At 65.7% G+C, this 14,185-nt stretch carries 15 protein-coding genes; 13 read left to right on the top strand and 2 right to left on the bottom strand.

What is annotated here, in order from left to right; translation table 11 throughout:
- Positions 1 to 5: 5 nt before the first annotated feature.
- From ABFA30_RS02005 to ABFA30_RS01995, 3 genes are all read left to right on the top strand, one after another.
- Positions 6 to 2,225, top strand: a complete 2,220-nt coding sequence (locus tag ABFA30_RS02005; RefSeq protein WP_410045104.1) for a primosomal protein N' — start codon at positions 6 to 8, stop codon at positions 2,223 to 2,225.
- A gap of 118 nt (positions 2,226 to 2,343) precedes the next feature.
- On the top strand, positions 2,344 to 4,080 hold the full coding sequence (gene argS, locus ABFA30_RS02000) for an arginine--tRNA ligase (RefSeq protein ID WP_253079860.1): 1,737 nt from the start codon (positions 2,344 to 2,346) through the stop codon (positions 4,078 to 4,080).
- A gap of 1 nt (position 4,081) precedes the next feature.
- A complete protein-coding gene (locus ABFA30_RS01995; protein WP_225787544.1) occupies positions 4,082 to 4,783 on the top strand; it encodes an SPOR domain-containing protein in 702 nt (233 codons plus the stop codon).
- Positions 4,784 to 4,895: 112 nt separating this feature from the next.
- On the opposite strand, the gene ABFA30_RS01990 is transcribed toward ABFA30_RS01995, so the two are convergent.
- Positions 4,896 to 5,315, bottom strand: coding sequence for an NINE protein (locus ABFA30_RS01990; protein WP_225787545.1), 420 nt, complete (start codon positions 5,313 to 5,315; stop codon positions 4,896 to 4,898).
- A 169-nt stretch (positions 5,316 to 5,484) separates the two neighbouring features.
- Between ABFA30_RS01990 and ABFA30_RS01985 the strand changes: the two genes are divergently transcribed.
- Positions 5,485 to 6,126 carry a C40 family peptidase gene (locus ABFA30_RS01985; RefSeq protein ID WP_225787546.1) on the top strand — a complete coding sequence of 214 codons (642 nt, stop codon included), beginning with the start codon at positions 5,485 to 5,487 and terminating at the stop codon, positions 6,124 to 6,126.
- 103 nt (positions 6,127 to 6,229) lie between these two features.
- Here the strand turns inward: ABFA30_RS01985 and ABFA30_RS01980 are convergent, their stop codons facing one another.
- Positions 6,230 to 7,228, bottom strand: coding sequence for a type IV pilus twitching motility protein PilT (locus ABFA30_RS01980; RefSeq protein ID WP_410045103.1), 999 nt, complete (start codon positions 7,226 to 7,228; stop codon positions 6,230 to 6,232).
- Positions 7,229 to 7,293: 65 nt separating this feature from the next.
- On the opposite strand from ABFA30_RS01980, the gene ABFA30_RS01975 reads away from it, so the two are divergent.
- The 9 genes from ABFA30_RS01975 (at position 7,294) to ABFA30_RS01935 (ending at position 13,927) form a co-directional block, all read left to right on the top strand.
- Positions 7,294 to 7,980, top strand: coding sequence for a YggS family pyridoxal phosphate-dependent enzyme (locus ABFA30_RS01975; RefSeq protein ID WP_225787548.1), 687 nt, complete (start codon positions 7,294 to 7,296; stop codon positions 7,978 to 7,980).
- 38 nt (positions 7,981 to 8,018) lie between these two features.
- A complete protein-coding gene (gene proC, locus ABFA30_RS01970) occupies positions 8,019 to 8,837 on the top strand; it encodes a pyrroline-5-carboxylate reductase (RefSeq protein ID WP_368815396.1) in 819 nt (272 codons plus the stop codon).
- Positions 8,838 to 8,847: 10 nt separating this feature from the next.
- A complete protein-coding gene (locus ABFA30_RS01965; RefSeq protein ID WP_225787550.1) occupies positions 8,848 to 9,438 on the top strand; it encodes a YggT family protein in 591 nt (196 codons plus the stop codon).
- A 90-nt stretch (positions 9,439 to 9,528) separates the two neighbouring features.
- Complete coding sequence (locus ABFA30_RS01960) at positions 9,529 to 10,668, top strand: homoserine O-acetyltransferase (protein ID WP_225787551.1); 1,140 nt, start codon at positions 9,529 to 9,531, stop codon at positions 10,666 to 10,668.
- Between the two features lie 7 nt (positions 10,669 to 10,675).
- The gene (metW, locus tag ABFA30_RS01955; RefSeq protein ID WP_225787552.1) at positions 10,676 to 11,296 is read left to right on the top strand and encodes a methionine biosynthesis protein MetW; all 621 of its coding nucleotides are present in this window, start codon (positions 10,676 to 10,678) and stop codon (positions 11,294 to 11,296) included.
- 56 nt (positions 11,297 to 11,352) lie between these two features.
- Positions 11,353 to 11,787 (top strand): DUF4426 domain-containing protein, encoded by a 435-nt coding sequence (locus ABFA30_RS01950; RefSeq protein WP_225787553.1) that lies wholly within the window; start codon positions 11,353 to 11,355, stop codon positions 11,785 to 11,787.
- Positions 11,784 to 12,380, top strand: coding sequence for an RdgB/HAM1 family non-canonical purine NTP pyrophosphatase (rdgB, locus tag ABFA30_RS01945; RefSeq protein ID WP_225787554.1), 597 nt, complete (start codon positions 11,784 to 11,786; stop codon positions 12,378 to 12,380). The genes ABFA30_RS01950 and rdgB overlap by 4 nt, the downstream gene beginning before the upstream one ends.
- Positions 12,377 to 13,591: a radical SAM family heme chaperone HemW gene (hemW, locus tag ABFA30_RS01940; protein WP_253100165.1), complete on the top strand. Its 1,215-nt coding sequence runs from the start codon at positions 12,377 to 12,379 to the stop codon at positions 13,589 to 13,591. Before rdgB ends, hemW begins: the two co-directional genes overlap by 4 nt.
- A gap of 9 nt (positions 13,592 to 13,600) precedes the next feature.
- Positions 13,601 to 13,927 (top strand): DUF3392 domain-containing protein, encoded by a 327-nt coding sequence (locus ABFA30_RS01935; RefSeq protein ID WP_003257821.1) that lies wholly within the window; start codon positions 13,601 to 13,603, stop codon positions 13,925 to 13,927.
- Positions 13,928 to 14,185 lie beyond the last annotated feature (258 nt).

Raw genomic sequence — 14,185 nt, 5'->3', positions numbered from 1 at the left:
TCCGCGTGTCCGACGTCATCCTGCGCCTTGCCCTGCCCTCGCCCCTGCGTCGCCTGTTCGACTACCGGGCGCCGGCGAGCATGGCCCGCCAGGCACTCACGCCAGGCATGCGCATCCGCGTGCCGTTCGGCCGCCGCGAAATGATCGGCGTACTGGTGGAAGTCTGCGACAAGAGCGAGGTGCCGGCCGACAAGCTCAAGCCGGCCACGGCCCTGCTCGACCCGGTCTCGCCACTGCCACCGGCACTGTTCAAGCTGTGCCTGTGGACCGCCCAGTACTACCAGCACAGCCTCGGCGACACCCTGAACTGGGCACTGCCGACCCTGCTGCGCCAGGGAGAACCGGCGCAGATGCGCCAGGAGCGCTTCTGGCATGTCGCCCCCGGTGCCCGCCTGGAAGACCCGCGCATCGCCCGTGCGCCACGCCAACGCGATGCCCTCAAGACCCTGTCCCAGCACCCCCATGGCGTGGCCCACAGCCTGCTGGGCAAGCTCGGCCTGAACAAGGACAGCCTCGATCTGCTGCTGGCCAAGGAGCTGGTCCAGGTGGAAGTACGCCGCCACCTGCCGCCTTCCCGCCACGAACATTGGCTGGCCCAGCCGGAACTGCCGCTGAACGACGAACAGCAAGCCGCGTTCGACGCCGTGCGCTCGGGCTTCGGCAGTTTCCACGCCTTCCTCCTGGCCGGGGTGACGGGCAGTGGCAAGACCGAGGTCTACCTGCAATTGATCCGCGAGGCCCTCGAAGCAGGCAAGCAGGCGCTGATCCTGATCCCCGAGATCAATCTCGGGCCGCAGACCCTGGCGCGCTTCGAGCAGCGCTTCAACGCCCGCATCGCCCTGCTGCACTCGGCAGTGGGCGACCGCGAGCGCCTCGATGCCTGGCTGGCGGCCCGCGATGGCGAGGCCGACATCATCATCGGCACGCGCTCGGCGCTGTTCACGCCGATGAAGCATCCGGGGCTGATCATCATCGACGAAGAACACGACGGCTCCTATAAACAGCAGGAAGGCCTGCGTTACCATGCTCGCGACCTGGCCGTGGTGCGCGCCCACCAGGAGAACATCCCCATCCTCCTCGGCTCCGCCACGCCCTCGCTGGAGAGCCTGCACAATGCCCACAGCGGCCGCTATGGCCTGCTGCGCATGACCCAACGCGCCGGCGGCGCACAACCGCCACGGCTGCTGCGCCTGGACGTGCGCAGCCGACCGCTGGACAGCGGCATCAGCGGCCCGCTGCAACAGGCCATCGGCCAGACCCTGGCGGCGGGCCAGCAGGTGCTGGTGTTCCTCAACCGCCGCGGCTTCGCCCCGACCCTGCTGTGCCATGACTGCGGCTGGCTCAGCGAGTGCCCGCGCTGCGATGCGCGGATGACCGTGCACCAGCGTTCCGGCGTGCTGCGCTGCCATCATTGCGGCCATGACGAGCGCCTGCCACAGCAGTGCCCGCAATGCGCCCATGTGGACTTGCGCCCGGTAGGTGCGGGGACCGAGCGTGCAGAGGAGCGCCTGAAGGTCCTCTTCCCGGACTACCCGGTGCTGCGCGTCGACCGCGACAGCACCGCGCGCAAGGACGCCATGCACAACCTGTTCACCACCATCCAGCGCGGGCAACCGAGCATCCTGGTCGGCACCCAGATGCTCGCCAAGGGGCATCATTTCCCCCGGGTGACGCTGGTCGCCATTCTCGATGCCGATGGCGGCCTGTTTTCCGGCGACTTCCGCGCCAGCGAGCGCATGGCCCAGTTGATCGTCCAGGTGGCTGGCCGCGCCGGGCGCGCCGAAGACCCCGGCAAAGTGATCATCCAGACCCACCTGGCCGAGCACCCTCTGTTGGTGCAACTGACAGAACAAGGCTACTTCGCCTTCGCCGAGCAGGCCCTGAGCGAGCGCCGCGCCGCCGGCCTGCCCCCCTTCGCCCACCTCGCCCTGCTGCGCGCCGAGGCGCACAAGCCGGGCCAGGCCGAGGGTTTCCTCGACGAGGCCTGCAGCGCCGCCGAACGCTTGCTGGCCGAACAGGGCCTGCAGGGCATCGAGCTGCTCGGCCCGGTCCCCGCGCCCATGGAGCGCCGCGCCGGGCGCTTCCGGGCACAGTTGCTGTTGCAGGCCAATGCCCGGGGAGCATTGCATCGGCTGATCAGCGCCTGGTTGCTGGCATTGGAGCAGATGCCGTCGGGACGCCAGGTGCGCTGGTCGCTGGATGTGGACCCGGTGGATCTTTATTGAGCGGCAAGCTGCAAGAAGCCGAAAGGTTGGCAACCCGGCTCCGGGAACGGATAATGTTCAGTTTTTCCACCTGCGCATCGAAGCGCCCTACCGCGCTTGCGGTCGAAAAGAGACCCCCATGAAAGACACCATTCGCCAGCTGATCCAGCAAGCCCTCACCCAACTCGTCGCCGACGGTGTGCTGCCTGAAGGGCTGACGCCGGCGATCCAGGTGGAAAACGCCCGGGACAAGACCCACGGCGATTTCGCCAGCAACATCGCCATGATGCTGGCCAAACCCGCCGGCATGAAGCCGCGCGACTTGGCCGACAAGATCATCGCCGCCCTGCCGACCAGCGACGACATCAGCAAGGTCGAGATCGCCGGCCCGGGCTTCCTCAACTTCTTCCAGAACATCGACGGCCTGGCCAGCCGCCTGGACGCAGCCCTGGCCGATGACCACCTGGGCGTGCGCAAGGCCGGCCCCGCCGAGAAGGTGGTGATCGACATGTCGGCACCCAACCTGGCCAAGGAGATGCACGTCGGCCACCTGCGTTCGACCATCATCGGCGACAGCGTCGCCCGCGTCCTGGAGTTCCTCGGCGACCAGGTGATCCGCCAGAACCACGTGGGCGACTGGGGCACCCAGTTCGGCATGCTGCTGGCCTACCTGGAAGAGAACCCGATCACCAGCGACGAGCTGTCGGACCTGGAGAACTTCTATCGCGCCGCGAAGAAGCGCTTCGACGAGTCCGAGGCGTTCGCTACCCGCGCCCGTGGCCTGGTGGTCAAGCTGCAGGCCGGCGACCCGGACTGCATGGCGCTGTGGACACGCTTCAAGGACATTTCCCTGTCCCACTGCCAGAAGACCTACGACCTGCTCAACGTCAAGCTGAGCATGGCCGACGTGATGGGCGAGAGCGCCTACAACGATGACCTGGCCAACGTGGTCGCCGACCTCAGGGCCAAAGGCCTGCTGGTCGAGAACCAGGGCGCCCAGTGCGTGTTCCTCGACGAATTCAAGAACACCGAGGGCGAGCCGCTGCCGGTGATCGTGCAGAAGGCCGATGGCGGCTACCTCTACGCCACCACCGACCTGGCCGCGGTGCGCTACCGCAGCAACGTGCTCAAGGCCGACCGAGCCTTGTACTTCGTCGACCAGCGCCAGGCCCTGCACTTCAACCAGGTGTTCGAGGTGGCGCGCCGCGCCGGCTTCGTTGGCCACCCGATGCAGATGGAACACATGGGCTTCGGCACCATGAATGGCGCCGATGGCCGGCCGTTCAAGACCCGCGACGGCGGCACCGTGAAGCTGATCGACCTGCTCACCGAAGCCAAGGAGCGCGCCTACGCGCTGGTCAAGGAGAAGAACCCGAGCCTGTCCGAGGACGAGCTGCGCCGTATCGGCGAAGTGGTCGGCATCGGCGCGGTGAAGTACGCCGACCTGTCCAAGCACCGGACCAGCGACTACAGCTTCAACTTCGAGCTGATGCTCAACTTCGACGGCAACACCGCGCCCTACCTGCTGTATGCCTACACCCGCGTGGCCAGCGTGTTCCGCAAGCTGGGCAAGGGCTTCGACGAGGTCGACGGCAAGATCGTGCTGCAGGCGGCCCATGAGCAGGACCTGGCCGCGCGCCTGGCGCAGTTCGGCGAAGTGCTCAACAGCGTGGCCGACAAGGGCACGCCGCACGTGCTGTGCAGCTACCTGTACGACATCGCCGGCCTGTTCTCCAGCTTCTACGAGAACTGCCCGATCCTCACGGCGGAAACCGCCGAGCAACAGCAGAGCCGCCTGCGCCTGGCGGCCCTGACCGGTCGCACCCTCAAGCAGGGCCTGGAACTGCTCGGCCTGGAAACCCTGGAGCGCATGTAAGTTGGCTGCCAAGAAGAAACCCGCCCCCAAGCGTGGCGCCAGCCGCTACCAGCCCCCGGCCAAGCAGCCGATCCCTGGCTGGATATGGCTGGCGGTCGGCCTGACTGTCGGCGCCTTCATCGTTTTTCTGATGAAGCTCGAACCGGGTAGCGAAGACATCAAGCGCACCAAGCCCGAACAGCAGAAGCCAGCCAAGGTCGCCGAAAGCGCCAAGGCCACCGCGCCGGCACCGCAGCAGCCGGTCAAGCCGAAATACGACTTCTACACGCTGCTGCCGGAGTCCGAGGTCATCGTGCCACCCGAGGCCGTGCCGGAGAAAACGCCGCCAGTACCGGCCCAGCCGGTCAAGCCGGTGACGCCTGAGGAAGCGGCGAAGATCGACACGGCCAGGGCCCAGGCTGCGCTGATGGGGCAGACGCCACCGCCGGCGCCACCGGTCATCAAGCCGGCGGCGACCACCCAGTTCTTCCTCCAGGCCGGCTCGTTCCGCAAGCAGGCCGACGCCGACAAGGTCCGTGCGCAGATCATCCTGCTCGGCCAGTCGGTCAAGGTGGAGTCGGGGACGGTGAAAGAGGAAACCTGGTACCGCGTGCTGGTCGGCCCGTTCAGCAACCGCGAACAGCTGACCGTGGCGCAGAAGCAGCTGGCAGGTGCGGGTTTCAGCAACCTGCTCTTGCAGCGCAGGCAGACCCGCCAGCAATGAAGACCAAGGCCTTGTCGCTCTCAGCTACAAGGCCTTTTTTAACTGCAAGCGGCAAGCAAAAGCAGGCGGCGCTCATATGAGCCGAGCACGGCCATGGCAACCTGCGGCTTTCCTAGCGGCGTTCGGCGTTGACTTGGGAGATCTGGCTGTTGAGGGTCCAGAAGTCGTACAGCACGCCCAGCAGGAACAGACCGCCTGTGAACAGGTAGATCAGGGCACTGATCCATTTGCCCTGGTACAGGCGATGCGCACCGAATATGCCAAGGAAGGTCAGGAGGATCCAGGCCAGGTTGTAGTCCACCCGCCCGGACTGGAAGCGCATGTCGGCCTCACGGTCCATCGACGGGATCAGGAACAGGTCGATCAGCCAACCGATGCCGAGCAGGCCCAAGGTGAAGAACCAGATCGTCCCGGTGATCGGCTTGCCGTAGTAGAAGCGGTGCGAGCCGGTGAAGCCGAAGATCCATAGCAGATAGCCGAGGACCTTGCTGTGGGTGTCGTGGAACGGCACGCCCTGTTGATAACTGTTCATTCATAGCTCCCAGGGGTTAGCGGAAAATTTTCTAAGGAAAAATGTGACTTTTTCGCGAGAAGCCGACGTATGGCAGCGGCGCATCGACCAACGGATCAGAATTTGATCAAAAAGCTGTTATAAAGTTGCGCGCCAACACATACCTAGATAATACAAAAGAGCTTCAACTATGCCGCCTTTCTTCAAGACATGGCTGACCCTCTGCCTTTTATTGCCATTGGCCGCCCACGCCACCAACCGTGAGCAACGCCTTCCCAACGGGTTCACCGGCTATACCACCAATGCCAGCAGCACGGTGAAACGCGCGCCGGTCAAGCACAGCACCCTGCGTGCCCGCCCGAGCAATGCCGCCAAGGCCCCCGGCAACCTGCCGATCGCCGCGATGTCGGCCAAGCAGAGCAGCGACGTGCTCAGCCGCGCCGTGAATGTCCTCGGTACGCCCTATCGCTGGGGCGGCAGCAGCCCGAGCAAGGGCTTCGATTGCAGCGGGCTGGTCAAGTATGCCTTCAACGACGTGGCCGACGTCGACCTGCCGCGCACTTCCAATGCCATGGCCCACGGGCATGGTATCAAGGTAGCCCGCAGTGACCTCAAGCCGGGTGACCTGATCTTCTTCAACATCAAGAGCCGCCGGGTCAATCACGTCGCCATCTACCTGGGCAACGACCGCTTCATCCACGCGCCCCGGCGCGGCAAGCGGGTGAGCATCGACAACCTGAACAAGCCGTACTGGCAGAAGCACTACGTGGTCGCCAAGCGGGTACTGCCGAAGGAACAGGAAAGCCAGGTATTGAGCCTGGCCAAGCGCTGATCCGCCCCCGGCATCGGCGTCCTTTGGGGCCGCTTCGCGCCCCAAAGAGTCGAGCCAAAATGATGTGACTTGCAGGCTGCACAGGCTTGTCGTGGCACAGGCACTAGAGCGCTCCAACCAAGCCCTGGTCCCTCAACCCCTGCATCGCCGCCTCCATCGTCCGCATCCCCGCCGCCGCCCCGGCCTGCATCATCGAATACAGCTGCGTCACCCGCCCCTCGCGCACCAGGTTGCGCACCGCCGGCGTGGCCACCAGTACCTCCCGCGCCGCCACCCGACCACCGCCAATACGCTTGACCAGCACCTGCGCCACCACCATGCGCAGCGACTCCGCCAGCATCGCCCGCACCAGCGGCTTCTCCTCGGCAGCGAACACCTCCACCAGCCGATCGATGCTGTTCACCGCCGAGCGGGTATGCACCGTCGCCAACACCAGGTGCCCGGTTTCCGCCGCGCGCAGGGCCAGGCGGATAGTCTCCAGGTCACGCAGCTCACCGATCACGATCACGTCCGGGTCCTGGCGCAGGGCGCTGCGCAGGCCGTGGGCGAAGCTGCGGCAATGTCGGCCGATCTCCCGCTGGTTGACCAGGCTGCGCTGCCCGCTGTGGATGACTTCGATGGGGTCTTCCAGGGTGATGATATGCAGCGCCCGCTGGCGATTGAGCTGGTCGACCAGGGCCGCCACGGTGCATGACTTGCCACTGCCGGTCGGCCCACCGATCAGTACCAGCCCGTCATGCAATTGCGCAACAGATTGAAATACTTCATTCAGCCCCAGCGCATCGACGCTCGGGATGCCGGCCGGCAGCAAGCGGACGCTCGCCCCCGGCCCATTGCCCTGCCGGAACAGGTTCAGGCGAAAGCGCCCCAGCTCCGGCAGCGTGAGCGCCAGGTCCAGTTCGTCGCCAGCCGCCCACTCGCGCCGCTGCGACTCTTCGAGCAAGGGCGCCATGCCCTCGGTGAGGGCTTGCGGCGCCAGGCGTGGCAGCTCCAGGCGTTGTAATTCACCATCCAGGCGCAGCATCGGTACTTCGCCCGCGGCCAGGTGCAGGTCGGAAGCCCCCGCAGCCACGGCCCGGGCCAACAGGTCGGTCACGTCCATGAGACTCCCCAAAGGCCATCAAGCAGGTAGAATGCCGCAGACCACTGAGCCGTCGGCACCGATCCATGTCCACCATAGCAGACAACCTTTCCGCCCTCGCCGCCCGCATCGCCAGCGCGGCCAAGGCCGCCGGACGCGACCCGGCCAGCATCCAGCTGCTGGCGGTGAGCAAGACCAAGCCGGCCAGCGCCATCCGCCAAGCCCATGCCGCCGGCGTGGTCGACGTGGGCGAGAACTATCTCCAGGAAGCCCTGGCCAAACAGGAAGCCTTGCGCGACCTGCCCTTGACCTGGCACTTCATCGGCCCCATCCAGTCGAACAAGACCCGTGCAATCGCCGAGCATTTCGACTGGGTACATTCCGTGGACCGCCTGAAGATCGCCCAACGCCTGTCCGAACAGCGCCCCGCCGGCTTGGCGCCACTGAACATCTGCCTGCAGGTGAACGTCAGCGGCGAAGACAGCAAGTCCGGCTGCGCCCCGGACGAGTTGCCTGCCCTGGCCAAGGCCGTCGCCACCCTGCCCGGCCTGCGCCTGCGCGGGCTGATGGCGATCCCCGAGCCTACCGAGGAACGCGCCGCGCAAGAGGCCGCCTTCGCCACCCTGCGCCACTTGCAAGACAGCCTCGGGCTGGAGCTCGACACCCTGTCCATGGGCATGAGCCACGACCTGGAAGCCGCGATCGCCCAGGGAGCGACCTGGGTCCGTATCGGTACCGCCCTGTTCGGTGCCCGCGACTACGGGCACGCCTGAATCCATGCTTTACTCACTCTTTCCCTCAAGGACCTGACATGAGCAAGACACGTATTGCCTTTATCGGCGCCGGCAACATGGCCGCCAGCCTGATCGGCGGTCTGCGTGCCCAGGGCCTGGACGCCGCGCAGATCCGCGCCAGCGACCCAGGCGCCGAGACCCGCGCACGGCTCCAGGCCGAACACGGCATCGCAACCTTCGAAGACAACGCCCAGGCCATCGCCGGCGCCGACGTGATCGTCCTGGCGGTCAAGCCGCAGGTCATGAAAGCCGTGTGCCAGGCCCTGCAGCCGCACCTCGAGGCGGGCCAGCTGATCGTTTCCATCGCCGCCGGTATCACCTGCGCCAGCCTGCAAGCCTGGCTCGGCGCCCGCCCGGTGGTGCGTTGCATGCCCAATACGCCGGCGCTGCTGCGCCAGGGCGTCAGCGGCCTGTACGCCACCGGCGAGGTATCGGCCGAGCAGCGCCAGCAGGCCGAGCAACTGCTGCGCGCCGTCGGCACCGCCCTGTGGCTGGAACAGGAGCAGCAACTGGACGCCGTCACCGCCGTATCCGGCAGTGGCCCGGCCTACTTCTTCCTGCTGATCGAGGCCATGACCGCCGCCGGCGAAAAACTCGGCCTGCCGCGCGAAATCGCGTCCCAACTGACCCTGCAGACCGCCCTGGGTGCCGCGCGCATGGCCGTGTCCAGCGACGTGGACGCCGCCGAGCTGCGGCGCCGGGTAACCTCGCCGGCCGGCACCACCGAGGCGGCGATCACGTCGTTCCAGGGCAACGGTTTCGAGGCCATCGTCGAGCAGGCGCTGGAGGCCGCGGCGAAGCGTTCCGCCGAGCTGGCCGAACAATTGGGCAAATAAGGAGCTGTCGATGAATGCACTGTCCGGCGCCGCGATCTTCGTGGTGCAAACCCTGGTCAGCCTGTACCTGGTGATCGTCCTGCTGCGCTTCGTGCTGCAGATGGTCAAGGCCGACTTCTACAACCCCCTGAGCCAGTTCGCGGTACGCGCCACCCAGCCGCTGCTCAAGCCGATCCGTCGCATTATTCCCAGCATCGGCGGCCTGGACACCTCGTCCCTGCTGCTGTCGGTGGTGATCCAGGCGCTGCTGATGGCGTTCGTGCTGATGGTCAGCTACGGCACCTTCGGCGACGTGCTGCACCTGCTGATGTGGGCCATCATCGGCGTCACCTCGCTGTTCCTGAAGATCTTCTGGGTCGCGATGATCGTCATGGTGATCGTCTCCTGGGTCGCACCCAACAGCCACAATCCGGCGGCGCAACTGGCCTACCAGATCAGCGAACCGGTACTGGCGCCGTTCCGCCGGCTCATCCCCAGCCTGGGCGGCATGGACATCTCGCCGATCTTCGCCTTCATTGCCATCCAGGTGATCCAGTCGTTCGTCATGCCCCCTCTGGCAGCCTACGCCGGCATGCCCCAGGAGCTGTGGCGGATGATCTGATTCGACCGACGCCCCCGGTGGCAAGCCTTCGCTTGCCGCTGGGGGTGGCCCTCTTTAGACTTACGCCTCCGTCAAGCGTGAGCAGGGTCGATGTCCACTGTCCTTCCCGAAGATTCCGTCGGTCTGGTAACACCGCAGATTGCCCGGTTCGATGAACCGCTGGCCCTGGCCTGTGGCCGCTCCCTGGCCACCTACGAACTGATCTACGAAACCTATGGCACCCTCAACAGCACCGCCAGCAACGCCGTGCTGATCTGCCATGCGCTGTCCGGCCATCACCATGCCGCCGGCTACCATGCGCCTACCGACCGCAAGCCGGGCTGGTGGGACAGCTGCATTGGCCCGGGCAAGCCGATCGACACCAACCGCTTCTTCGTGGTCAGCCTGAACAACCTCGGCGGCTGCAACGGCAGCACTGGCCCCAGCAGCATCAACCCGGCCACCGGCAAACCCTACGGCGCCGACTTCCCGGTACTGACCGTGGAAGACTGGGTACACAGCCAGGCGCGCCTGGCCGATCGCCTGGGCATCGGGCAATGGGCAGCGGTGGTCGGTGGCAGCCTGGGCGGCATGCAGGCGCTGCAGTGGACCATCAGCTACCCGGACCGCGTTCGCCATTGCGTGGACATCGCCTCGGCGCCCAAGCTCTCGGCGCAGAACATCGCCTTCAACGAAGTGGCACGCCAGGCCATCCTCACCGACCCGGAGTTCCATGGCGGCTCGTTCCAGGACCAGGGCGTGATCCCCAAGCGCGGCCTGATGCTGGCACGCATGGTCGGGCATATCACCTACCTGTCCGACGACTCCATGGGTGAGAAATTCGGCCGCGAGCTCAAGAGCGACAAGCTCAACTATGACTTTCACAGCGTCGAGTTCCAGGTCGAGAGCTACCTGCGCTACCAGGGCGAGGAGTTCTCCGGCCGCTTCGACGCCAACACCTACCTGCTGATGACCAAGGCCCTGGACTACTACGACCCGGCCGCAGCCCATGGCGGCGACCTGGCCGCCACCCTGGCCCACGTCACGGCGGACTACTGCATCATGTCGTTCACCACCGACTGGCGCTTCTCCCCGGCCCGCTCGCGGGAGATCGTCGACGCCCTGATGGCGGCGCGCAAGAACGTCTGCTACCTGGAGATCGATGCACCTTACGGGCACGATGCCTTCCTGATCCCCACACCTCGCTACATGCAGGGTTTCTCGAACTACATGAACCGCATCGCCATCTGAGGACAGCATGAGAGCCGACCTGGAAATCATCCACGACTGGATCCCCGCCGGCAGCCGGGTACTGGACCTTGGCTGCGGCAATGGCGAGCTGCTGGCCTCGTTGCGCGAGCGCAAGCACGTCACCGGCTATGGCCTGGAGATCGACCCCGACAACATCGCCGCCTGCGTGGCCAAGGGCGTCAACGTGATCGAGCAGGACCTGGACAAGGGCCTGGGCAACTTCGCCAGCAACAGCTTCGACGTGGTGGTCATGACCCAGGCCCTGCAAGCCGTGGAGTACCCCGACCGCATTCTCGACGAGATGCTGCGGGTGGGCCGCGAGTGCATCATCACCTTCCCCAACTTCGGCCACTGGCGCTGCCGCTGGTACCTGGCGACCAAAGGCCGCATGCCGGTCTCGGACTTCATGCCGTATACCTGGTACAACACCCCGAACATCCACTTCTGCACCTTCGCCGACTTCGAGCAGTTGTGCCACGAGCGCCAGGCCAAGGTCCTCGACCGGCTGGCGGTCGACCATCTGCACCGCAACGGGTGGGCCGGCCGGCTTTGGCCTAATCTTCTAGGGGAGATCGGCATCTATCGGGTCAGCAGCCCGGGCCTGCAGGAACATCAGGTCGCGGTCTGAGCACACGATCGCGGGGCCGGCTTCGCGCTGCCCCATCAATCTGGAGGAACCGCACCATGCGTCGTCTAGCTCTTTTCCTGATCAGCCTGTGCCTGGCGCTGCCGGTCCTGGCTGCCGATGCCGCCAAGCCCGAGCGCAAGGAAGTCTTCGGCGACGTGACGGTCCACTACAGCGCCTTCACCTCGAGCATGCTGCAACCCGAGGTGGCCGCTGCCACGGGCCTGACCCGAAGCAAGAACCAGGGCGTGCTCAACATCACCGTGCTCAAGGGCGGCAAGCCGGGCATGGCGGTGGTCAGCGGCACGGTGCGAGACCTCACGGGGCGCAGCAGCGCGCTGTCGTTCAAGCAGATCACCGACCAGGGCGCGGTGTACTACATCGCCCAGTTCAAGATCGACCAGTCGGAAACCCTGACCTTCGACGTGAATGTCGAAACCGGCGGCGTCAGTCACAAACTCAGCTTCAACCAGGAAGTGTTCCCAGGCGAATGATGAATTTCCAGCAACTCGTATTGGCCAGCCATAACGCCGGCAAACTCAAGGAACTCCAGGCCATGCTCGGTACCTCCGTGCACCTGCGCTCGATCGGCGAGTTCAGCCAGGTGGAGCCGGAGGAGACCGGCCTGTCGTTCGTCGAGAACGCCATCCTCAAGGCGCGCAACGCCTCGCGCATCTCCGGCCTGCCGGCCCTGGCCGATGATTCGGGGCTGGCGGTGGATCACCTTGGCGGCGCGCCGGGCATCTATTCGGCGCGCTATGCCGATGGCAAGGGCGACGCGGCGAACAATGCCAAGCTGCTCGAGGCCCTGAAGGACGTGCCGGCCGAACAGCGCGGGGCACAGTTCGTCTGTGTCCTGGCCCTGGTGCGCCATGCCGAGGATCCACTGCCGATCCTCTGCGAAGGCCTGTGGCATGGCCGCATCCTGTTCGAAGCCAGTGGCGAGCACGGCTTCGGCTACGACCCGTTGTTCTGGGTACCGGAGCGCAATTGCTCCAGCGCCGACCTGGCCCCCGTCGACAAGAACCAGCTCAGCCACCGCGCCCGCGCCATGGCCCTGCTGCGTCAGCGCCTGGGCCTGGCATGACCGACAAGCCGTCCATCCAGCTGCTCCACCCCGGGGCGGCTGGTTCCGGCCTGCCAGCGCCACACCTGGCACTGCCGGAACTCCCGCCATTGGCGTTGTACATCCATATCCCCTGGTGCGTGCGCAAGTGTCCCTATTGCGACTTCAACTCTCACCAGGCAGGCCCCGACCTGCCGGAAGAAGCCTACGTCGACGCCCTGCTCGCCGACCTCGACCAGGAACTGCCCGCCGTGCAGGGGCGCCCGATCCGTTCGATCTTCTTCGGGGGTGGCACGCCGAGCCTGTTCAGCGCACATGCGCTGGGTCGCCTGCTGCGCGGCGTGGAGCAGCGCACGCCGTTCGCGCCTGACATCGAGATCACCCTGGAAGCCAACCCCGGGACGTTCGAGCAGGACAAGTTCAAGGCATACCGGCAGACCGGGATCAACCGGCTGTCCATCGGCGTGCAGAGTTTCCAGCCGGCGAAACTGGAAAAGCTCGGGCGCATCCACAACGGTGACGAGGCCGTGCGTGCCGCCGGCATGGCGCGCGCTGCGGGCTTCGACAACTTCAACATGGACCTGATGCACGGCCTGCCCGACCAGTCGCTGGACGACGCCCTGGGCGACTTGCGCCAAGCCATCGACCTGGGGCCGACCCACCTGTCGTGGTACCAGTTGACCCTGGAGCCCAACACGGTGTTCTGGAGCCAGCCACCGGAGCTGCCCGAAGACGACATCCTCTGGGATATCCAGGAGGCGGGCCAGGCCCTGATGGCCGCCCAGGGCTACCAGCAGTACGAAGTATCGGCCTATGCCCAGCCGGACCGCGCCGCACAGCACAACCTCAACTACTGGCGCTTCGGCGACTTCATCGGCATCGGCGCGGGGGCCCATGGCAAGCTGTCGTTCCCGGATGGGCGCATCCTGCGCACCTGGAAGACTCGCCTGCCCAAGGACTACCTGAACCCGGCCAAGCCGTTCAAGGCCGGCGAGAAGCTGCTGCCAGCCGACGAGCTGCCCTTCGAGTTCCTGATGAACGCCCTGCGCCTGACCCAAGGCGTGGAAGCCGAGCTTTTCACCCTGCGCACCGGCCTGCCGCTGGAGCAACTCGCCGAGGCGCGCCGCGAGGCCGAACGAAAGGGCCTTTTGCAGGTCGAACCGGATCGACTGGCGGCAACGCCGCGAGGCCAGCTGTTCCTCAATGACCTGTTGCAGTATTTCTTGACCTGAGGATGACCCATGGACCTGGTACTTGACCTGCTCGCGACCGTTTCTCGCTGGAGCCGCAGCAACCTCTCGGAGATCTCCCTGGCCCTGGTAGGCTGCCTGCTGGTGCTGTTCGGCACCGATATCAAGGGCTGGGTGGAACAGCGCCTGGGCGGCCTGGCTGGCGCCTTGCGCGTGCCATTCATGGCCCTGCTGGTGATGATCGGCAGCGGTGCGGCGCTGATCTATGCAACGCCTTGGGTGGTGAAGGGGCTGAGCCAGTTCAACAACTATGCCCTGGCGCCGGTGCTGCTGGTGGTGCTGGTGTTGATCGGCGTGGTGGCCGATCGGCGGGGGTGATCCTAAAAGCCGCCCTGGAATACCAGGGCGGCCTCTCCACGCCGACTATCCCCTAGAGGGAATCGTCGAAGTGATCACGCATGAAATCCCGCGCGGTCTTGAGCACAGTCAGGACCCGAATGAGCTTCCACACGCGGCTCAGCGTATCAAGCAAACGCTTCATATGCCTTGGCCTCCGTGTTGGCTGGGCCAATCTTCCAGCATCTAGCCGGTACGTCGATGCTTTCGGAATCCATGTGATTGATTTCCAGTGAAGTG

The organism is Pseudomonas sp. HLMP, from assembly GCF_046365545.1.
Lineage (GTDB): Bacteria > Pseudomonadota > Gammaproteobacteria > Pseudomonadales > Pseudomonadaceae > Aquipseudomonas > Aquipseudomonas guariconensis_B.
The sequence above is the reverse complement of the archived record's forward strand: the minus strand, read 5'-3'. Positions and strand labels throughout refer to the sequence as shown.

Bases quoted from the DNA above. Each gene is read 5' to 3' on its own strand.
- argS (WP_253079860.1), top strand. From the start codon at position 2,344: ATGAAAGACACCATTCGCCAGCTGATCCAGCAAGCCCTCACCCAACTC.
- ABFA30_RS01990 (WP_225787545.1), bottom strand. From the start codon at position 5,315: ATGAACAGTTATCAACAGGGCGTGCCGTTCCACGACACCCACAGCAAG.
- ABFA30_RS01985 (WP_225787546.1), top strand. From the start codon at position 5,485: ATGCCGCCTTTCTTCAAGACATGGCTGACCCTCTGCCTTTTATTGCCA.
- ABFA30_RS01980 (WP_410045103.1), bottom strand. From the start codon at position 7,228: ATGGACGTGACCGACCTGTTGGCCCGGGCCGTGGCTGCGGGGGCTTCC.
- ABFA30_RS01975 (WP_225787548.1), top strand. From the start codon at position 7,294: ATGTCCACCATAGCAGACAACCTTTCCGCCCTCGCCGCCCGCATCGCC.
- proC (WP_368815396.1), top strand. From the start codon at position 8,019: ATGAGCAAGACACGTATTGCCTTTATCGGCGCCGGCAACATGGCCGCC.
- ABFA30_RS01965 (WP_225787550.1), top strand. From the start codon at position 8,848: ATGAATGCACTGTCCGGCGCCGCGATCTTCGTGGTGCAAACCCTGGTC.
- ABFA30_RS01960 (WP_225787551.1), top strand. From the start codon at position 9,529: ATGTCCACTGTCCTTCCCGAAGATTCCGTCGGTCTGGTAACACCGCAG.
- metW (WP_225787552.1), top strand. From the start codon at position 10,676: ATGAGAGCCGACCTGGAAATCATCCACGACTGGATCCCCGCCGGCAGC.
- ABFA30_RS01950 (WP_225787553.1), top strand. From the start codon at position 11,353: ATGCGTCGTCTAGCTCTTTTCCTGATCAGCCTGTGCCTGGCGCTGCCG.
- rdgB (WP_225787554.1), top strand. From the start codon at position 11,784: ATGATGAATTTCCAGCAACTCGTATTGGCCAGCCATAACGCCGGCAAA.
- hemW (WP_253100165.1), top strand. From the start codon at position 12,377: ATGACCGACAAGCCGTCCATCCAGCTGCTCCACCCCGGGGCGGCTGGT.
- ABFA30_RS01935 (WP_003257821.1), top strand. From the start codon at position 13,601: ATGGACCTGGTACTTGACCTGCTCGCGACCGTTTCTCGCTGGAGCCGC.